We start from the raw sequence: 19,955 nt of genomic DNA, 5'->3' as shown, positions 1-19,955 counted from the left end.
ACTACCGTTTTATATCATCATTATGAATTTTCACTATTCATCAACCCTATAGTCCAGATAAAAAATTATTATGACAATAAAAATAAAACGTCCATTATATATCCATTATGCCGGTCCAAGTCTGTTAGAAACGCCACTATTAAATAAAGGTAGTGCTTTTGATGAAGAAGAGCGCACCAACTTTAATTTAATCGGCCTTTTGCCTCCTCGTTATGAAACTATCGACGAGCAAGTTGAACGTGCATTTATGCAATATAATAAGTTTCGAACCAACTTAAACAAACACATTTATTTGCGTACTATTCATGATAATAATGAAACCTTGTTTTTTAGATTAGTCCAAGCACATTTGACTGAGATGATGCCGATTATTTATACGCCTACGGTGGGTGATGCTTGTGAGCAATTTTCAGATATCTATCGTAGCTCGCGCGGGTTATTCATCTCTTATGAAGATAGACACCACATGGATGATATTCTTCGCAATGCGACAAAGAATAAAATAAAAGTCATTGTGGTTACCGATGGTGAGCGAATTCTTGGCTTAGGTGATCAAGGCATAGGAGGAATGGGAATTCCTATAGGTAAGCTATCGCTTTATACTGCTTGTGGAGGCATTAGTCCCGCATATACCTTGCCAGTCATGCTGGATGTTGGCACGAACAATGAAAAACTATTGAACGACCCTATGTATATGGGACGTCGACATAAGCGGATTAATCAAGAAGAATACAACGAGTTTGTCGACATCTTTATTCAAGCAGTGAAGCGTCGTTGGCCACATGTATTATTGCAGTTTGAAGATTTTGCTCAACCTAACGCAACGCCATTGCTTACTAAGTATCGTGATCAAATTTGTTGTTTCAACGATGATATTCAAGGAACAGCTTCGGTTACGGTTGGCACTTTATTAGCGGCATGTCGCATTAAAGGCCGCAAGCTAGGTGAAGAAACGAGACTATCACACCAAAAAGTTGTTTTTGTCGGCAGTGGCTCGGCGGGTTGTGGTATTGCAGAACAAATTATTGCGCAAATGATCAGCGAAGGTATTTCTGCAGAACAAGCACGTAGTCAAATTTTCATGGTTGACCGTTTTGGTTTATTAACGGATGGTATGGCTGATTTACGTGATTTCCAGCAAAAATTAGTACAATCTCCTTGTGCAATTTCAAGCTGGGATATTTCAGGTAAATACGCGACATTATTAGAAGTGATGGATAATGCCCAGGCAGATATTCTTATTGGTGTTTCAGGTGTTCCTGGCCTATTTAACGAACACGTTATTAAAGCGATGAAATTACATTGCCCTATGCCTATTATTTTCCCACTCAGTAATCCTATTAAACAAGTGGAAGCTACACCAGAGCAAGTGATTCATTGGACGGAAGGTGAAGTCATTGTTGCTACGGGTAGTCCATTTAAACCGGTTGAATATCAGGGTAAAACCTTTCCAATCGTGCAATGTAATAACAGTTATATTTTCCCAGGTTTAGGGTTAGGTATTGTTGCAGCGAACATCAATCGAGTGACTGATGAAATGTTAATGGTGGCCAGTGAAACGCTTGCTGAAGCCTCACCACTTGCTAATACAGGCCAAGGTGAACTACTACCACCGTTAACCGAAATTGCGAGCTTAAGTCGAAAAATAGCCTTTGCCGTCGCTAAAGTCGCTTTTGATCAAAACTTAGCTTTGCGCATTGATGATGAAAGTTTACTGGCAAAAATAGAGCGTAATTTTTGGAAGCCAGAATATAGAAAATATCGTAGAAGTAGTGTTTAGTTAGCTTATATTACATACGTATTTGAGAAATAGACCGTATTAGGTCTATTTTTTTGTAGGGCCAAAAAATATATGCGATTTTAATGAAAACCTTTATTAATAAAGCACAACACCGCTAATAATCTTAGTTGTTATAGCGAACCTGTCTTTAAAAATTTATAAACTAACGGCCAACAAGCTTTGATTTTTATAACATTTAAGTCATAATTGATTAACAAATAACAAGGAGTGTTAATAATGACAAAAAATGAATTTAATCGCATGAATACCCTCTCTGAAACAGTACTTACCTTAACCGCCTCCACAAGTGAAATAGAAGAATTTTACATACTGCTTAACCTTTGGAAAAGCTCTGAAGAATTCAATTTAGAAATTGGTTTTCCCCACTAATAAAGAGTTGCTTAGTCATCACTTATTGTCGTGGATTTATCCCTACTGATCTTTTTTAGTTTGTTGATAAAGCCACAGCTAGTCGCCTGTAGCAGGCAAAGTACCTATTATCAGGAGAGTACTATTTCAATATTTACTGTGTGTTTAATTAGACCATTATAATAAACGCAAGTGAAATTATTGCGCAAGGATGCCAATATGCAGTTGGCTTAGGCACTCTAGCGCATATTAAATGTAAGGTTAGATCAAAGCAAAAAAATGAATACGGATCTTGTTAACTTTAAGTGTTATCTCTGGTTGCACATCTACGCAATTAGCCGACAGCACTCGTTGCATTCATGTCGTTAATACCGCAGAAAAGCATGAGGTAAACTTGGTGATGATCTATTCAAAGCATGTCTAGAGAAACATTATCAAAAAAAAGAGTCTGAAAAAGGCTTTTGGGAAAAGTCAGCAGAGCATTTAGTACTACTTGTCATTGATATCGTGTCTTCTTAGCCAAAAGGATATATTCAAGATAAAACTACAAACAGAATAATAGACGCAGGAGCACAAAAGAATTATGAATATCATTATCGTTTCAGATGTCTTTGGCCTCACTCCTCAATTAATAAAACTCAAAGATAAACTCGGAGCGAATATTATTGTTGACCCATACCAAGGGAAGAGTATGGGCTTTAATAATGAAGAAAATGCCTATAATTATTTCATTGCGACGGTTGGGCTTGACGCTTACTTTTCAAAAGTCTTAAACGTTTTGGCTTCACTTGATACTAAGACAACACTGATTGGTTTTAGTATTGGGGCTTCTGCTATTTGGAAGCTTTCACTAAGCAATCATCACTTTGTTAAACAAGCCTATTGCTTTTATGGCTCACAAATCAGGAATTTCACAGAGATAACGCCGCGTTATAAAATAAATTTAGTGTTTCCTCAACATGAATCACACTTTGATGTGTTTGAACTCATCAACAAGCTTGAACAAAAACCGAATGTAAAAATAACACAAGTTGAATACTTACATGGTTTTATGAATCATCACTCTAGTAATTTTAATAACGTTGGCTACCTAAATTATATGACTTTATTGCGAGCTGCTATTAACTAAACGTTGTACATTGTTTTTGAGGGTGACAATTAAGTAACGCTGTTGATGAAATGCCCTAATGGGTTACCCCCTAGGTTGACCACCGACGAATAGCTGCATTGCTTATTATCACCTTATCCTTGTTAAAGATTAAGCGGTAATATAATGGTTAATGCCATACTTATCTGCTTTCGCTACATTAAAAGCAAAACCGTTTATTCGTGAATAATATTAGTTTTTCTGTGTGAATTCGTCTATAATCGCGCCAAAATTTATACACCTATTTTATTTAAAATATATATAAGGGCTTATCATGGCTATCGAACGTACTTTTTCTATCGTAAAACCAGACGCAGTTGCTAAAAACTTCATTGGTCAAATTTACAACCGTTTTGAAACTGCCGGTTTAAAAATCGTTGCATCAAAAATGGTTCACTTAAGCCAAGAAAAAGCGGAAGGCTTTTACGCTGAACACAGCGAACGTCCTTTCTTTGGCGCTTTAGTTTCTTTCATGACTTCTGGTCCAGTTATGGTTCAGGTTTTAGAAGGCGAAAACGCTGTTCTTAAAAACCGTGAAATCATGGGTGCTACTAACCCAGCTGAAGCACTTGCGGGTACTATCCGTGCTGATCTTGCTGATAGCATCGACGAAAATGCTGCTCACGGTTCTGACGCTTTAGAATCTGCTGCACGTGAAATTGCTTACTTCTTCTCAGACGACGAAATTTGCCCACGCACTCGTTAATCTGATTTTAATCTTTACAAATTTTGCGAATGCTTCGTCGAATGTACTCACTTACTAACGTAAGCTCCGTGCAATCTCCTTGAATTCACTTCATTTGCTGTGATTAAAGTAGAAATCGAAATATGAAAGGGTTTTACTGTTTTCAGTAAAATCCTTTTGTTATTTTTAGACTTATAATAAACCTTAAAATTTTTAGTTTGCTAAGCCTTTGTTTTACATAAAGAGAAGTTTAATTAAAAGTGTTAAGATTTGATATGATTTAATCTGTAAATTGTCATTTTTTGTATGAAAGTTGTACAATTGTTTTTTTGTAATTTTGTTGTTTGAGAAGTAGTGAATCATGAGTGAAGTGACTGAAGTAGTAAGCCCAACCGTATCTGCGGTAAAGAAAAAAGTAAATCTATTAAATTTAGATCATCAAGGGATGCGTGAATACTTTGCTTCAATTGGCGAAAAGCCATTTCGCGCTGATCAAATGATGAAATGGATCTATCATTTTGGTTACTCTGATTTTGAATTAATGACTAATTTAAATAAGAAACTTCGTGAAAAACTCCAACGTGATACCGAAATCAGTGCACCAGAAATTTCAGAAAAACAGGTGTCAACAGACGGTACGATAAAATACTCTTTACGCCTAGAAGGGGGTCAAGAAGTTGAAACGGTGTGGATCCCTGAAAACGATCGTGCAACTTTATGTGTGTCATCACAAGTAGGTTGTGCACTTGAATGTACTTTTTGTGCGACAGCGCAACAAGGTTTCAACCGTAACTTATCAATGAGTGAAATTATTGGTCAGGTATGGCGTGTGGCTAATGATATTGGCGCGACCCGTATTGCTGGCAAACGCCCGATTACGAATATTGTAATGATGGGGATGGGCGAACCGTTATTGAATATGAAAAATTTAATTCCTGCGCTTGATACTATGTTGAATGACTTAGGCTACGGCTTATCAAAACGTCGTGTAACGGTAAGTACCTCAGGTGTTGTTCCTGCGCTTGATATGTTGAAAGAAAAAATAGATTGTGCATTAGCTATTTCCATTCATGCCGGCAACAACAAACTTCGTGATGTCTTAGTGCCGATCAATAAAAAATATCCGTTAGAAGAATTTATTGCTGCAGCGGGGCGTTATATCGAGGGTTCAAAAGCGAATAAACAAGCAACAATTGAATATGTGATGTTAGATCACGTTAACGACAGTACTGACCAAGCGCATGAACTTGCAATTGCATTGAAAGACTTACCCAGTAAAATTAACCTTATACCGTTTAATCCTTACCCAGGCTCGCCTTATAAACGCTCAAGTAATTCACGAATTGACCGTTTCGATAAAGTTTTACAGTCATACGGTTTAACCGTGATCACACGTCGCACTCGTGGTGATGATATCGACGCAGCTTGTGGCCAATTAGCGGGTGATGTTTTTGATAGAACAAAGCGAACAGCGATGAATTCTTCAAAAACTGAAATGTCTAATGACCAAGAGATTTCAGTTAAGTTGGTCTAACGCCTTATACTTGCGGTATATGCACCTGTTCTATTGTCTTGCTAGCCAAAGGAAGCAGATACTCGTTATACTGATAGCTTCACCTTTACAATAAAATAATTTGTAAGGGTGCGCGACGACTTCATTGATATTCTTAACCGCGAAGTTATACATGTTCCTGAACAAGCATCTTGAAGTAGAGCGGGTATAGGTATAATCTGTAACTATTACATTAAGATAAGTGACATTCTGCAATATGATTAAATTTATACCGCGGTTATTGGTAACGAGCGTTATCGCTTTGTTAACAGTCCTTTCTGGATGTGTAACACAAAGCTATGAGAATAACAGCACCACACCGGTCGTAGAAAGCGATTCTAGTAATAACGAAATGGCGATGACTCGGATATCGTTAGGTCTTGGTTACTTAAAAATGGGCAACACGACGCAAGCGAAATTAAACTTAGAAAAAGCAAAGCGATTTTCTCCTAATTTGTCACAAGTTTATACGGCCTTTGCCCACTATTATGATGTCGTCGGTGAGTCAGAGCTTGCGACTAATGCTTATGAAAAAGCGTTGTCAATAGATCCAGAAAACCCTGACACGTTAAATAACTACGGTGTTTTTCTTTGCCGACACGAAAAGTATCAAGCTTCTGAAAAATATACGTTAAAAGCGATAGAAATTCCTACTTATTTGATGGTATCGCAAAGTTACGAAAATCTAGCGCTCTGTCAATTAAAAGCGAATGAATTTGTTAAAGCAGAGCAATACTTCACAAAATCTATTCAGCATAGCCCTAATCGAGCGTCAGCATTATTACAAATGGTGCGTTTACAGTATGCTTTTGCAGATTATAAAACAGCACAAAATTATTTAAGTCGCTATGAAAAAGAAACACGTCGCTTTAGTCCGCAAGCGCTTGCCTTAGCTTATAAAGTTTTTGAAAAGCAAGGTAACCGTCGTATCGCTAAGAATTACGCGAGCATGCTGGTAAAAATGTTTCCAAACTCTTACCAGGCTAAACAATATATTTTGAATGCGCTTGCCCATATTGAAGCGGATGATTTAGCAACGGCTTACCAAACTACAACACTCGTTTTAGCTGTAAAACCTTCAACTAAACGTGTTGTTGTTTTATCACCCAATAAATCTCGAAAAAAGCGTATTGAAAAAATAAATAAGATAATCATAGGCGCTAAAAATCTTGTTGACGAAACTATTACTATGAAAAATCCCGTGAGTGATTTAAAAACAGAGCTTAATCCTATAATACATACGGTAGGGCCGGGAGAAAGCTTATTTAGTATATCAACGCAGTACAATATTCATATGAAAACACTAGAACACTGGAATAACTTTTCACGTAGCGATGCGTTAAAACTCGGTCAAAAGCTTTATATATCTGCTCCTGAACATATGAATACTTCACCAGCACACAACGCGACTAAAAGTATCGAACAAGAGAAAACTCAATGACCCATGTTGAAAAGGCGAATAACATTAACAAGTCACAAACAGATGCAGCGTCAGACGAAGTGCATAACAATGTCCTAGAAGAGCCTTATGCAGAGGTTGACGTCATGGGGCCAGGACAAATTCTTAGCGAAGCTAGGAATAAGGCGGGATTAACTCAGCAAGATGTAGCAGACAAACTAAATTTTCGACTCTCTTTAGTTGATGAAATAGAGAGTGAGCGATTTGATACCCGTTTGCCAGAAACTTTTAACCGGGGCTATTTACGAAACTATGCAAAGTTAGTCAATGTATCCCAAGAAAATGTCATCGTTAGTTATCAGCAATTAAATATTGCTAAAGCAGAGGCATCTAAACTGCAAAGCTTTTCTAAAGGTACTGAAAAATTAGCAGAAAGTAATCGTATTATGTGGATCAGTTATTTTATTTTAGCCATTCTCATTGGCTCTACTGTCGTATGGTGGATGCAAAATAATAACGAACAAGGTCAACCCCAAACCTTTCAAGAAGATGTTGAAATAAAAATAACAAAATCTGGCACTGAAAAAAATGAACAGCCGGATAGTCTTGCTGTGCCGCAAGTCACTGAGTCACTCGTGGCCGAGGTTGACGTCGATAATGATAATGTTGGCGAAGCATCAGCAGCCCCTTCTATTGTGTTAAATCAAGAAATCATAGATACATCAACATTAGAAGCAGACACAGAAAGCATAAAAGTTGCAGAGCAAACTCGAGCTGACACTACATTAGTAAGTGAAGCCGATGAGACAGACGTGACTTTAACCAATGTCACTTTTACTTTCTCAGGAGATTGTTGGGTAAATATTTCTGATGCAACTGGCGAGCGCATTGCTTGGGGTGTTAAAAAACTGGGTTACGTCATGACAATATCTGGACAAGCACCTTTTGATGTTACTTTAGGTAAACCTGAATTAGTGGCAATAAATTTTGCTGATGAAGTCATTGATATGAGCCAATTTAACATGGGCAATATCGCTAAGTTTACTTTGCCTGTTTCGAATTAGTCATGGGTATTTTGTATAAATAACGTTAATCACGTTTAAGTGATCAACCACAAAAATTGTGAATTATTATGTTTAAAGAATCCCCAATTATCCGCCGTAAGTCTCGTCAAATTATGGTGGGAAATGTTCCTGTAGGTGGTAATGCACCGATTACCGTGCAGTCAATGACGAATACCCTGACCACGGATGTTGCCGCAACTGTTGCACAAATTAAAGCATTAGAAGCGGTGGGCGCTGATATCGTCCGTGTGAGTGTACCGACCATGGATGCAGCAGAAGCCTTTCGTGAAATTAAGAAACTCGTCAATGTCCCGTTGGTTGCTGATATTCATTTTGATTATCGAATTGCCTTAAAAGTTGCTGAATATGGCGCAGATTGTTTACGTATTAATCCTGGTAATATCGGCCGTGAAGACCGAGTTCGCAGTGTGGTTGAATGTGCTCGTGATTTGAATATACCTATTCGTATCGGTGTGAATGGTGGTTCTTTAGAAAAAGATATCCAAGAAAAATATACTGAGCCAACGCCTGAAGCCCTCTTTGAGTCTGCCATGCGCCATGTTGATATTCTAGATAGACTTAATTTTAATCAGTTCAAGGTCAGTGTTAAAGCCTCTGATGTCTTTCTTGCAGTCGAGTCGTATCGATTATTAGCAAAACAGATTGATAATCCACTTCACTTGGGTATTACTGAAGCGGGTGGCTTACGCTCGGGTTCAGTAAAGTCGTCAGTAGGTTTAGGTTTATTATTAGCGGAAGGGATCGGTGATACCTTGCGTATTTCTTTAGCGGCAGACCCTATTGAAGAAATCAAAGTCGGTTTTGATATTCTAAAATCGTTAAAATTGCGTAGCCGAGGCATCAACCTTATTGCTTGTCCAAGCTGTTCACGTCAAGAATTTGATGTTATAGCAACAGTTAACGCTTTAGAGGAACGTATTGAAGATATTTTAACACCGATGGATGTGTCAATTATCGGCTGTATTGTTAATGGCCCAGGTGAAGCGATTATTTCTGATTTAGGCTTAACCGGTAGTAGTCGAAAAAGTGGTTACTACTTAGATGGTATTCGACAGAAAGAGCGTTTTGATAATAACAACTTGGTTGATCAACTTGAAGAACGAATTCGCGCAAAAGCGAGACTCCTCGACGCCGCTTATAAAATAGATGTTAAAGAAATCGAATAGTCGAGCAAACCATAAAAGAGAGAAACGTAATACTATTTACGTTTCGTCTCAAACTACCTATAATGCGCGCTGTATTTAATTTTTCCCTTTTTTTATAATTACCTATTTTACAGTAGATAAGAGAGAACCTTACTTTGAGTAAAACATTACAAGCCGTCAGGGGAATGAACGATTGTTTACCCACTGAAACTCCTATTTGGCAAATGGTTGAAACAGTTTTACGTCGAGTGGCTAGTAGCTATGGTTTTGCTGAAATACGTATGCCAATTGTTGAATCTACAACGCTTTTCAAACGTTCTATTGGCGAAGTTACCGATATTGTTGAAAAAGAAATGTATACTTTTGATGATCGTAACGGCGACAGTTTAACGCTTCGACCCGAAGGCACTGCCTGTTGTGTCCGTGCCGGTAATCAACATGGCTTATTGTACAACCAAGAACAACGTTTATGGTACATGGGGCCGATGTTTAGGCATGAACGCCCACAAAAAGGTCGCTATCGTCAGTTTCACCAATTTGGCTTAGAAGCCTTTGGCATTGCGACACCTGACATAGATGCAGAAATTATTATGTTAACTTCTCGTCTTTGGCGGGAACTTGGCATCAATGAGTTTGTCACACTAGAGCTAAACTCATTAGGTTCAAATGAAGAACGTGCAAATTATCGTGACGCTTTAGTGATTTTCTTGACTGAAAAAGAAGATCAACTTGATGAAGACTCTAAACGTAGAATGCATACCAACCCATTACGCGTTTTAGATAGTAAGAACAAAGATGTACAAGCCGCTTTAATTGGCGCACCAAAACTAAGTGATTATTTTGGTGAAGAATCTACAACCCACTTTGCGGGTGTTTGTCAGCGTTTAGATGCTGCAGGTATAAAATATGTGATTAACGATCGTTTAGTTCGTGGTCTAGATTATTACAATCGCACCGTCTTTGAATGGGTAACTGACAGCTTAGGCGCACAAGGTACTATTTGTGCAGGCGGCCGTTATGACGGCCTAGTCGAGCAGTTGGGTGGAAAAGCAACGCCGGCATTTGGCTTTGCCTTAGGTATAGAACGCTTAGTATTAATGTTAACGAGCTTGGAAAAAGTCAATGACATTCGCGCACAAGTTGATGTTTATGTTATTGGTTTAGGTGAAGGTGTTGATATTCAAGCCGCACTACTAAGTGAAGAATGGCGCAATCAAGTTAAAGATATTCGCATACAAAACCACTGCGGTGGTGGTAATATGAAAAAACAAATGAAACGGGCAGATAAATCGAGTGCGCAAGTGGCAATTATCATCGGTGAAGATGAACTTGCTGAGCAAAGCGTAACGATAAAGTATTTGCGTGGACAACATGAACAGCAAAAGGTGTCGCTTGAACAAGTGCCAGCTTTATTAAACAGTTTAATTTAAGGTGAAGTAGTGGACGTTTATCAAACAGAAGAACAACAAGTAGAAGCCATTAAAGGTTTTTGGAAAGAAAATGGTACTGCCGTTATTGCTGGTTTAGTATTAGGTTTTGCTGGATTTATTGGTTTTAATTATTATAAAGAAGCACAGTTAGCTAACGAAGTTGAAACTTCTGATGCTTATCAAACTGTTATGGAAAGCGCCGGTAAAAAGGAAAAGCTTTTTTCGACAAGTGCGAATAAATTTATTACTGAAAATAAAGACTCGAGTTACGCTTCATTAACCGCTTTTGCTTTAGCAAAAGAAGCGGCTACTCATAAAGATTGGACTCAAGTGGCTAAACACTTAACTACAGCTATTGAAAGTGCTACAAATCAAGGTGTTAAAGCTATTGCCAGTGTTCGGTTAGCACGTGTACAAATACAACTTGAACAGTACACTGAAGCTTTAGCAACAATCTCTGTAACGCTACCTGAATCATTCAAAGGCACTGTTGAAGAAACTAGAGGCGATGCATACTTTAAACAAGGTAAAATAGAACTTGCTCGTAATGCTTATCAAGCAGCGCTTGACGTTGAAGGCCAAGCAAACAACAGTGCGTTACAAATGAAATTAAATGATTTAGCCCAATTATCATCTATTGCTAAATAAAGAGGCTGATCATTAATATGCTTAAGAAAATACGCTTTAATAAAAAGTTGTTAGCGATAGCGCTATTGTCTTTAGGACTAAGTGCTTGCTCGTCAACTGATGAAGAAGATGAGGCGACAAAAGTTGCTGAATTAACAGAAATTAATCAAACATTTGAGGCTGATGTGCTTTGGGAATCAAGTGTTGGTAATGGTGTAAGCGATTACTTTTCGCGTATTAAACCTAATGTTGCTTATGGCAAGCTTTATAGTGCGAGTCGAGAGGGAGACGTTGTTGCGCTTGAACTTAAAAATGGTAACGAAATTTGGTCAACAGATTTAAGTGATATAAAAGGTGACCGCGGATTCTTTGATAGTCGCCAATCTGCTTTATTAAATGGTGGCCCAATTACGGGTATTCAGAAAATATTTATTGGTAGTGAAAATGGTGAAGTATTCGCACTAGACGCTGATACTGGTAAACTTGACTGGCAAGGTAAAGTGAAGGGAGAAGTTATTGCGGCTCCTGCCATTGATGCTGGGATATTGGTAGTAAATACCGCTTCTGGTGTTATTAAGGCATTTAATGCATCGAATGGTCAAGACGAATGGCAAATTGAGCAAGAAGTTCCTGCTTTAACTTTACGTGGTGTAAGTTCTCCTGCTATTTCTTCTGGCGGAGTCATGGTTGGCTCAGCCGATGGAACGCTGAGTGTTTATATCCTTGAAAGTGGTCAGCAAGGCTGGACTATAGAAGTCGGTGAAGCGTTAGGTTCTACACAATTAGAACGTGTGATTGATGTTGATTCTACGCCGCTTATTTTTGGCGACAAAGTTTATAGTATCTCTGTAAAAGGTCGCTTAACCGCTGTTGATTTACGTACAGGCCGTATGCTTTGGGAACGTCAATATTCGTCATATCATGACTTGTCTATCGATGGTAATACTATCTTTTTAACCGATGTTAAAGGTCACGTTTATGCGGTTGATCGCCAAAACGGTTTTGAAAAATGGAGTCAGCTTTCATTAACAAATCGTGGTGTTACAGGACCTGCTGTTTTAGGTAACTATATTATTGTTGGTGATTTAGAAGGTTATCTTCACTTTATAGACCAAGCAACAGGAGATATTGTTTCTCGTCATGAAGTAGACAGCAGTGGTTTAAATATTACGCCAACTGTTCATGAAAATATTATTTATGCACAATCACGTAATGGTGATTTACAAGCGATAAAAATTCCATAAGTTTTTTTATCGGCTAGAATTAAACGGCTCCATTGCAAAATGCATTGGAGCCGTTGTTTGTTATTACATAGAGTAAAAGTTTTGCATTTTGCAGAGCGGTGTTTACTCTACAAATGAATTTATAGAGGTAAACATGCTTCCAGTAGTTGCACTTGTCGGACGTCCTAATGTTGGCAAATCGACCTTATTTAACCGATTAACCCGAAGCCGTGATGCGCTTGTAGCAGATTATCCGGGTTTAACGCGTGACCGCCAATATGGTCAAGCGAAAGTAGAAGATCATCCGTTTATTGTTATTGATACCGGTGGTATCAATGGCAATGAGCAAGGTATTGATGCATTGATGGCTGAACAGTCACTGATGGCGATAGAAGAAGCTGATGCCGTATTGTTTATGGTTGATGCGCGCGATGGTTTAACATCAGCGGATATAGGTATTGCCGACTACCTTCGTAAACAAAATAAAAAAATATTTTTGGTGGCGAATAAAGTTGACGGTATAGATGCCGACTCTGCTGTTGCTGAATTTTATGAGTTGTCACTGGGTGATACGGTGCATAAAATCGCAGCGGCTCATGGCCGCGGTGTTACCCAGTTATTAACGCTGGCCTTAACACCGCACATAGAAGCATTGGGTGAAGCCCGCGAAAATGATGAATTTGATGGTGCACAAGAATTCTCAGGTAAAACTGATGAAGAAAAAATCGCTGAAGCACCTTTTGAAAATGATAAAATCAAACTCGCCATTATTGGTAAGCCTAACGTTGGCAAGTCAACACTGACTAACCGTATATTAGGTGAAGACCGTGTTGTTGTGTTTGATGCGCCAGGTACCACGCGTGATAGTGTTTATATTCCTATGGAACATAATGGTCGTGAATATACGCTTATTGATACGGCGGGTATTCGTCGTCGCAAAAACGTCACTGATGTTGTTGAAAAATATTCAGTGATTAAAACCTTGCGTGCTATTGAAGATGCGAATGTGTGTTTATTAATTATTGATGCTCGTGAAGGTATCTCTGATCAAGATTTAAGTTTATTAGGTTTTATCTTAGAAGCTGGTCGTTCTTTGGTGCTAGCGGTTAATAAATGGGATGGGTTAGAAGAGCATGTTAAAGATCGTATTAAAACTGAATTAGATCGTCGTTTAGGCTTTATCGATTTTGCGCGTATCCATTTTATCTCAGCATTACACGGTACAGGCGTAGGTCATTTATACGAGTCTGTTGAAGAAGCTTTTATTTCTGCAACTAAACGTATTTCGACTTCAATGGTCACCAAGATATTAGATATGGCTGCGTTTGATCATCAACCGCCAATGCATCAAGGACGTAGAGTTAAGCTTAAATACGCACATGCCGGTGGTTATAACCCGCCTATCATCGTAATTCATGGTAACTTGGCGAAGAAGTTGCCTATTTCTTATAAGCGCTACTTAATGAACTACTACCGTAAATCATTAAAAATAATGGGTACGCCTATTAGAATTGAGTTTAGAGAAACCAGTAACCCATTTGCAGGTAAGAAGAAGTTGACCTATACCGAGCAAAAGAAAATGGCAAGAGCGACTCAAGGTTATAAAAAAGACTAATTATTTATTCTTTCTAAAATTAAATGCGTATTACTGAAGCCAATCATTTGATTGGCTTTTTGCTAAGTGCTACATTTAAAAGAATTATTCTTAAATGTTAACATTATGGCTGCTCGCCCTCAAAAAATTGCGTTGGTTAACCGCTTAAATCGAAACCTCGGTTTATTGCAATCAGGCTCTACCATCACGATCGATATAGCAACACCAGCAGGACAAAAAGCAAAATTTCGCAGCACCTTTATTGGTTATTTACCAAAAAATTATGTGTTGATACAATTTCCAGACCCTAAAAAATTAGGCAGTTTTTCGCAACATATTACTCAAGGAACGGTAATTACTGTTCGTGGTTTAATTGAAGGACATGAAGGTGCTGTAGTGGCTTTTGTGAGTAATGTGAAACAAACGTTACAAATTCCCTCTCGATTAATCGTGCTTGATTTCCCTCGTTCAGTGAGCTTACAAAGTTTACGGTCAGCAATGCGCATTGATACCGACATTATTGCAAAGATAAAAATCGCCAAAGAATATTGGCAAGCGACAATTATTGATATTTCAGTGAACGGCTGCCAAGTATTGATTAATAATGGTGAATCTTTAGTGATGGAAAAAGATAAATCTGTCGAATTAGTCGTTGAAGACTTCCAAGGACTTGGCAACTTAAAGTTTTTAGCCCAAACGTGTAGTTATAAACCACAAGCCAATGGTCTTTGTATTGGACTAAAATTTGAAGAGAAAAGCAAAGCCTCAGTAATAAAATTACTTCAGCATGCCGTTATTGCTGAAAATTAAACATTGCTGATAACTTTTGTAAAAATACTGCCGTCGTTCACTTGAATTGATATTTCATCGCCGACACTCACTTGATCTTTTGTTCTTATAATTTGATGGCGACTATTTCTACTGACACTATAGCCACGAGCAATCGTTGCGAGTGGGCTAACAATATTAAGCTGTTCAATGACACTGATAAAATGTTCAGTTTTGTTTTTTACAATAAGATGAAAATCTCTTTGTAATTTTTCATCTAAGTGGCTAAGTGTCTTTTGATGTTGAATAATAACTTTACTTGGATCGCAATATTGTAAATCCCTGGCTAGTTTTTCGGGGGCTTGCCTAAAACGTTCAAACTGATGCTTTATTACTTTATCTAGGCGGATGTTTAACTCATCTGATTTTTGCTGGTACTGTTGAAGTTTCCTTTCGGGATGAACTTGCGTTAATCGATGTATTAAAGTCTGTAAGGTTAAATTTTCTTGTTTAACTTTTTGAGTAAATAAATGTTGAGCTCGCTTTGACAACTCACGTAATCGCGTTTGTAATTCACTATTGTCTTGTGAAACGAGCTCTGCAGCAGCCGACGGTGTTGGTGCTCTTAAATCAGCAACGAGATCACTTAATGTTGTGTCTATTTCGTGACCCACAGCGCTGATCACAGGAATACGACTGTGAAAAATAGCATTGACTACGTCTTCTTCGTTAAAGGGCCATAAATCTTCCAGAGATCCACCACCACGACCGACAATTAATACTTGGCACTCTTCACGTTGATTGGCAATATCAATAGCATCAGCAATATCACCTTTGGCGTGCTTGCCCTGAACAAGGGCGGGGTAAATGACGACAGCAATAGTGGGGTTACGCCTTTGCAGAACAGAAATAATATCTTTTACTGCTGCGCCTGTTGGTGAAGTAACGACACCAACAGTTGTAATGTTTCGAGGAATTTTTTGCTTGAATTGTTGGCCGAATAACCCTTGTGCATTCAACTTGCTTTTTAACTGCTCAAACTGTTGCCTTAATATGCCTTCACCGGCATCTTCCATCATTTCAATAATTAATTGAAAATCGCCTCGAGGCTCATACAAAGAAACCTTGGCACGCACTAAAACTTGTTGACCATTGCGTGGTGTTGAACTTCCCGTTAACCTTACTCGTCGATTGTTGCCTTTAAACATCGCACATCGCACTTGTGATTTACTGTCCTTGAGTGATAAATACCAATGACCTGAGCTAGCCGCAATGAAATTTGATATTTCACCACATAACCATACGGTATTAAGTTCACTTTCTAGCATGAACTTTACTTTTTTTGTGAGTTCACTTACTTGTAAAATGTGCTGCGTAGCCATAAATCACTTACTTTTTATAATGTGAAAGCGATTTTAATCGATATACTCGCTCTACTTGAATTTGCTCAGGTTTCCCCGAAGGGTTATTTTGTAAACACTTTATTCTACGTTATTGATTTCAAAAATAGAATAACTATTATCTTCAATCAATAGCTTGCCTAAAGCCGTTTATCATTCGAGCTGAATCCCGCATATTCAAGAGCAACGTGTGTGTTATATATTTCTACAAACTACTTAGAGATATTTATTTTAGCTTATCGTTAAATTTAAGTTGTTCTCAAACAACAAAGCGGTTAAAATTCTGCCGCAATATTCACTCCCTAACCAACCTTTTTAGAGAGATGTTGCGATGCTAAGAATTGCCCAAGAAGCACTAACGTTTGATGACGTATTACTTGTACCTGCTCATTCAAATGTACTCCCACACACGGCTGATTTAAAAACTAAATTAACCCGTAAAATCAATTTGAATATACCTATGGTTTCTGCGTCTATGGATACAGTTACTGAAGCACCTCTTGCTATTACACTGGCGCAAGAAGGCGGCTTAGGTTTTATTCACAAAAATATGACCATTGCTGAACAAGCGGCTAACGTATTAAAAGTAAAAAAATACGAAAGTGGTATTGTTTCAGATCCCGTGACAGTCAATGCTGATTTTACGATTGAAGAAGTTATGCATAAAGCTGATGACCTAGGTTTTTCTGGTTTTCCTGTTGTTGATAAAAATAGCAATCTTACCGGTATTATTACGGGTCGTGATTTACGCTTTGAAACTGACTTAACCAAGCCAGTATCAGCACTGATGACACCTAAAGAAAACTTAGTGACGGTGAAAGAAGGTGCTGCTCGTGAAGAAATTCTAGGCTTAATGCACAGTAACCGTATTGAGAAAATTTTAGTGGTTGATGATGCGTTCAAATTAGTTGGCTTAATTACCGCTAAAGATTATCAAAAAGCTGAAAATAAGCCAAATGCCTGTAAAGATCACCTTGGTCGTTTACGTGTTGGTGCTGCGGTAGGTGTTGGTGCGGGTACTGATGAACGTATTGACGCGTTAGTTGCCGCAGGAGTTGACGTTCTATTAATTGACACTTCTCATGGTCACTCTCAAGGTGTTCTTGACCGAGTTAAAGAAACTCGTGACAAATACCCTGACTTACAAATTGTTGCGGGTAATGTTGCAACTGGCTCTGGCGCAAAAGCCTTAGCCGATGTTGGCGTCGACGCGGTAAAAGTTGGCATTGGCCCAGGTTCAATTTGTACTACGCGTATTGTTACGGGTGTTGGTGTACCACAACTAACCGCTATATCAAATGCAGTAGAAGCGCTTAAAGGCACAGGTATTCCTGTTATTGCTGATGGTGGCATTCGTTTCTCTGGTGATATTGCTAAAGCACTTGTTGCTGGCGCACACTGCGTTATGGTTGGTAGCATGTTAGCGGGTACCGAAGAATCTCCTGGTGAAGTCGAGCTTTATCAAGGCCGCTACTACAAATCTTATCGTGGTATGGGTTCGTTAGGTGCTATGGCTCAAAAAGATGGTTCTAGCGACAGATACTTTCAAAAGACAGATGGCGAGGCAGACAAATTAGTACCTGAAGGTATTGAAGGTCGAGTTGCTTATAAAGGCCCAGTTTCAGCCATTATTCATCAACAAATGGGTGGATTACGTTCATCAATGGGCTTAACGGGCTCTAAAGATATTGAGATAATGCGCACGAAACCAGAGTTTATGAAAATAACCTCTGCGGGTATGGGTGAGTCACATGTACATGACGTGGCAATCACTAAAGAAGCACCTAACTATCGTATGGGCTAATCGAACAGCTGATTTTATTGCTAGTTAACATAATGACTGCATCAGCGGTACTCATTGACTAACGTCAACTCCGTGCCTCTTCTTTGCCAGAATATTAACTAGCATCAAACTCAACTATTCTTACGTTTTTATTGATGTAAGAAAACAAAAAATTCAAACAGGCTGAGTTGACATCTTAATGAGATAACAACTCAGCCTGTTCATTTTATAAATAGTTAAATAAAGTAGGAAAACAACATGAGTAAAGACATTCATGATCACCGAATACTAATTTTAGATTTTGGTTCTCAATACACCCAGCTCATTGCGCGTCGCGTTCGTGAAATAGGCGTTTATTGTGAACTTTGGTCTTGGGATGTAACTGAAGAGCAAATAAAAGGGTTTAACCCAACAGGTATCATTCTAGCTGGCGGCCCTGAGTCGGTCACTGCAGAAAACTCACCTCGTGCACCTGAATATGTTTATAGCGCTGGTGTTCCGGTATTAGGCATTTGTTACGGCATGCAAACAATGGCTGAACAACTTGGCGGTGGCGTACAAAGTTCAACGCATAAAGAATTTGGTTATGCTGCAGTTGAACTTATTACAAAATCTGCATTATTTAATAATGTTGAAGACAGTATTGGCGGTAATGGTAATGCTTTGCTTGACGTTTGGATGAGCCACGGTGATAAAGTGTCTGCTATCCCTGAAGGTTTTGTTAGCGTTGCACAAACGCCAAGTTGTGCTTATGCAGCAATGGCAAATGAAGAAAAGCAATTTTATGGTGTACAGTTTCACCCTGAAGTGACTCACACTAAACAAGGTTTACGAATTTTAGAAAACTTTGTTGTTGAAATTTGTCAGTGTGAAAAATTATGGACTGCATCATCGATTATTGATGATGCTATCGCTAAAATGAAAGCTCAAGTCGGTGACGACGAAGTTATCTTAGGTCTTTCAGGCGGAGTTGATTCATCAGTAGTTGCTATGTTATTACATCGTGCTATTGGCGATAAATTGACTTGTGTATTTGTTGATAATGGTTTACTTCGTTTAGACGAAGGCCAGCAAGTCATGGATATGTTTGGTGACCACTTCGGTTTAAATATCATTAAAATTGAAGCAGAAGATCGATTTTTAAACCGTTTAGCGGGTGAAAGTGAGCCAGAAGCAAAGCGTAAAATTATCGGTAATGTTTTTATTGATGTTTTCGAAGAAGAATCGAACAAGCTTGATAATGCTAAATGGTTAGCACAAGGCACTATCTATCCAGATGTTATTGAATCTGCGGCCTCTGCAACGGGTAAAGCACATGTAATTAAATCACATCATAATGTTGGTGGCTTACCTGATTACATGAAATTAGGGCTAGTGGAGCCTTTACGTGAACTCTTTAAAGATGAAGTACGTAAGATAGGCTTAGAGCTTGGTTTACCCTACGACATGCTTTATCGTCACCCGTTCCCTGGACCTGGATTAGGTGTACGTATTTTAGGTGAAGTGAAAAAAGAATATGCTGACTTATTACGCCGTGCAGATGCTATTTTCATTGAAGAATTACACAAACATGATTTATACACCAAAGTAAGCCAAGCGTTTACGGTGTTTTTACCGGTGAAGTCAGTTGGCGTTATGGGTGATGCACGTAAATATGACTGGGTAGTATCACTACGTTGTGTGGAAACTATTGATTTTATGACCGCGCGTTGGTCACATTTACCTTATGATTTCTTAGGGGTAGTCTCTAACCGTATTATTAACGAGATTGATGGTATTTCTCGTGTTGTTTACGATATTTCAGGTAAACCACCTGCGACAATTGAGTGGGAATAACCCCCTCTACTGTATAAATAATAAAAGCCTTAATATTTTCTAAAAATGTTAAGGTTTTTTTTATCATATATTCCTGCCACATAGCGTATCCCCACTTTTTAAACATTCATTTAATATTTTTTGTAATAAAAT

The 19,955-nt window shown here is 38.4% G+C and carries 16 protein-coding genes; 15 read left to right on the top strand and 1 reads right to left on the bottom strand.

Translation table 11 applies throughout. The features are described 5' to 3' along the window. Positions 1 to 70 precede the first annotated feature (70 nt). From H4J73_RS15105 to H4J73_RS15045, 13 genes are all read left to right on the top strand, one after another. Positions 71 to 1,780, top strand: coding sequence for an NAD-dependent malic enzyme (locus H4J73_RS15105; RefSeq protein WP_182177149.1), 1,710 nt, complete (start codon positions 71 to 73; stop codon positions 1,778 to 1,780). Between the two features lie 237 nt (positions 1,781 to 2,017). After that, positions 2,018 to 2,170, top strand: a complete 153-nt coding sequence (locus H4J73_RS15100) for a hypothetical protein (protein ID WP_182177148.1) — start codon at positions 2,018 to 2,020, stop codon at positions 2,168 to 2,170. Positions 2,171 to 2,732: 562 nt separating this feature from the next. Further along, a complete protein-coding gene (locus tag H4J73_RS15095) occupies positions 2,733 to 3,278 on the top strand; it encodes a hypothetical protein (RefSeq protein WP_182177147.1) in 546 nt (181 codons plus the stop codon). A 292-nt stretch (positions 3,279 to 3,570) separates the two neighbouring features. Continuing rightward, entirely contained in the window at positions 3,571 to 4,002 is a 432-nt protein-coding gene (gene ndk / locus H4J73_RS15090; RefSeq protein ID WP_182177146.1) for a nucleoside-diphosphate kinase, read from the top strand. A gap of 340 nt (positions 4,003 to 4,342) precedes the next feature. Beyond that, positions 4,343 to 5,515, top strand: coding sequence for a bifunctional tRNA (adenosine(37)-C2)-methyltransferase TrmG/ribosomal RNA large subunit methyltransferase RlmN (locus H4J73_RS15085; protein WP_182177145.1), 1,173 nt, complete (start codon positions 4,343 to 4,345; stop codon positions 5,513 to 5,515). A gap of 235 nt (positions 5,516 to 5,750) precedes the next feature. After that, on the top strand, positions 5,751 to 6,974 hold the full coding sequence (gene pilW / locus H4J73_RS15080) for a type IV pilus biogenesis/stability protein PilW (protein ID WP_182177144.1): 1,224 nt from the start codon (positions 5,751 to 5,753) through the stop codon (positions 6,972 to 6,974). Continuing rightward, the gene (locus tag H4J73_RS15075) at positions 6,971 to 7,996 is read left to right on the top strand and encodes a RodZ domain-containing protein (RefSeq protein WP_182223624.1); all 1,026 of its coding nucleotides are present in this window, start codon (positions 6,971 to 6,973) and stop codon (positions 7,994 to 7,996) included. Before pilW ends, H4J73_RS15075 begins: the two co-directional genes overlap by 4 nt. A 68-nt stretch (positions 7,997 to 8,064) precedes the next feature. Further along, entirely contained in the window at positions 8,065 to 9,183 is a 1,119-nt protein-coding gene (ispG, locus tag H4J73_RS15070; protein ID WP_182177142.1) for a flavodoxin-dependent (E)-4-hydroxy-3-methylbut-2-enyl-diphosphate synthase, read from the top strand. A gap of 134 nt (positions 9,184 to 9,317) precedes the next feature. Further along, the gene (gene hisS / locus H4J73_RS15065) at positions 9,318 to 10,592 is read left to right on the top strand and encodes a histidine--tRNA ligase (RefSeq protein ID WP_182177141.1); all 1,275 of its coding nucleotides are present in this window, start codon (positions 9,318 to 9,320) and stop codon (positions 10,590 to 10,592) included. 9 nt (positions 10,593 to 10,601) lie between these two features. Further along, positions 10,602 to 11,240 carry a tetratricopeptide repeat protein gene (locus H4J73_RS15060; RefSeq protein ID WP_182177140.1) on the top strand — a complete coding sequence of 213 codons (639 nt, stop codon included), beginning with the start codon at positions 10,602 to 10,604 and terminating at the stop codon, positions 11,238 to 11,240. A gap of 17 nt (positions 11,241 to 11,257) precedes the next feature. Further along, positions 11,258 to 12,463 carry an outer membrane protein assembly factor BamB gene (bamB, locus tag H4J73_RS15055; RefSeq protein WP_182223625.1) on the top strand — a complete coding sequence of 402 codons (1,206 nt, stop codon included), beginning with the start codon at positions 11,258 to 11,260 and terminating at the stop codon, positions 12,461 to 12,463. A 133-nt stretch (positions 12,464 to 12,596) separates the two neighbouring features. Continuing rightward, positions 12,597 to 14,057, top strand: a complete 1,461-nt coding sequence (gene der / locus H4J73_RS15050; RefSeq protein ID WP_182177138.1) for a ribosome biogenesis GTPase Der — start codon at positions 12,597 to 12,599, stop codon at positions 14,055 to 14,057. Positions 14,058 to 14,162: 105 nt separating this feature from the next. Beyond that, on the top strand, positions 14,163 to 14,846 hold the full coding sequence (locus H4J73_RS15045) for a PilZ domain-containing protein (protein ID WP_182177137.1): 684 nt from the start codon (positions 14,163 to 14,165) through the stop codon (positions 14,844 to 14,846). Here the strand turns inward: H4J73_RS15045 and xseA are convergent. Continuing rightward, positions 14,843 to 16,186: an exodeoxyribonuclease VII large subunit gene (gene xseA / locus H4J73_RS15040; RefSeq protein WP_182177136.1), complete on the bottom strand. Its 1,344-nt coding sequence runs from the start codon at positions 16,184 to 16,186 to the stop codon at positions 14,843 to 14,845. The genes H4J73_RS15045 and xseA overlap by 4 nt on opposite strands. Positions 16,187 to 16,535: 349 nt before the next feature. Here xseA and guaB point away from each other — a divergent pair, with 349 nt between their 5' ends. Continuing rightward, positions 16,536 to 18,008 (top strand): IMP dehydrogenase, encoded by a 1,473-nt coding sequence (guaB, locus tag H4J73_RS15035; RefSeq protein ID WP_182177135.1) that lies wholly within the window; start codon positions 16,536 to 16,538, stop codon positions 18,006 to 18,008. Positions 18,009 to 18,245: 237 nt separating this feature from the next. Beyond that, positions 18,246 to 19,823 (top strand): glutamine-hydrolyzing GMP synthase, encoded by a 1,578-nt coding sequence (guaA, locus tag H4J73_RS15030; RefSeq protein ID WP_182177134.1) that lies wholly within the window; start codon positions 18,246 to 18,248, stop codon positions 19,821 to 19,823. The last annotated feature ends 132 nt before the right edge of the window (positions 19,824 to 19,955 follow it).

The sequence above is a fragment of the Colwellia sp. MB3u-41 genome (genome assembly GCF_014076845.1).
Lineage (GTDB): Bacteria > Pseudomonadota > Gammaproteobacteria > Enterobacterales > Alteromonadaceae > Colwellia_A.
This window is presented reverse-complemented; position numbering and strand designations above follow the sequence as displayed.

Excerpts from the sequence above, each read along its gene's own strand:
- H4J73_RS15105 (WP_182177149.1), top strand. The coding sequence starts at position 71 with ATGACAATAAAAATAAAACGTCCATTATATATCCATTATGCCGGTCCA.
- H4J73_RS15100 (WP_182177148.1), top strand. The coding sequence starts at position 2,018 with ATGACAAAAAATGAATTTAATCGCATGAATACCCTCTCTGAAACAGTA.
- H4J73_RS15095 (WP_182177147.1), top strand. The coding sequence starts at position 2,733 with ATGAATATCATTATCGTTTCAGATGTCTTTGGCCTCACTCCTCAATTA.
- ndk (WP_182177146.1), top strand. The coding sequence starts at position 3,571 with ATGGCTATCGAACGTACTTTTTCTATCGTAAAACCAGACGCAGTTGCT.
- H4J73_RS15085 (WP_182177145.1), top strand. The coding sequence starts at position 4,343 with ATGAGTGAAGTGACTGAAGTAGTAAGCCCAACCGTATCTGCGGTAAAG.
- pilW (WP_182177144.1), top strand. The coding sequence starts at position 5,751 with ATGATTAAATTTATACCGCGGTTATTGGTAACGAGCGTTATCGCTTTG.
- H4J73_RS15075 (WP_182223624.1), top strand. The coding sequence starts at position 6,971 with ATGACCCATGTTGAAAAGGCGAATAACATTAACAAGTCACAAACAGAT.
- ispG (WP_182177142.1), top strand. The coding sequence starts at position 8,065 with ATGTTTAAAGAATCCCCAATTATCCGCCGTAAGTCTCGTCAAATTATG.
- bamB (WP_182223625.1), top strand. The coding sequence starts at position 11,258 with ATGCTTAAGAAAATACGCTTTAATAAAAAGTTGTTAGCGATAGCGCTA.
- der (WP_182177138.1), top strand. The coding sequence starts at position 12,597 with ATGCTTCCAGTAGTTGCACTTGTCGGACGTCCTAATGTTGGCAAATCG.
- H4J73_RS15045 (WP_182177137.1), top strand. The coding sequence starts at position 14,163 with ATGGCTGCTCGCCCTCAAAAAATTGCGTTGGTTAACCGCTTAAATCGA.
- xseA (WP_182177136.1), bottom strand. The coding sequence starts at position 16,186 with ATGGCTACGCAGCACATTTTACAAGTAAGTGAACTCACAAAAAAAGTA.
- guaB (WP_182177135.1), top strand. The coding sequence starts at position 16,536 with ATGCTAAGAATTGCCCAAGAAGCACTAACGTTTGATGACGTATTACTT.
- guaA (WP_182177134.1), top strand. The coding sequence starts at position 18,246 with ATGAGTAAAGACATTCATGATCACCGAATACTAATTTTAGATTTTGGT.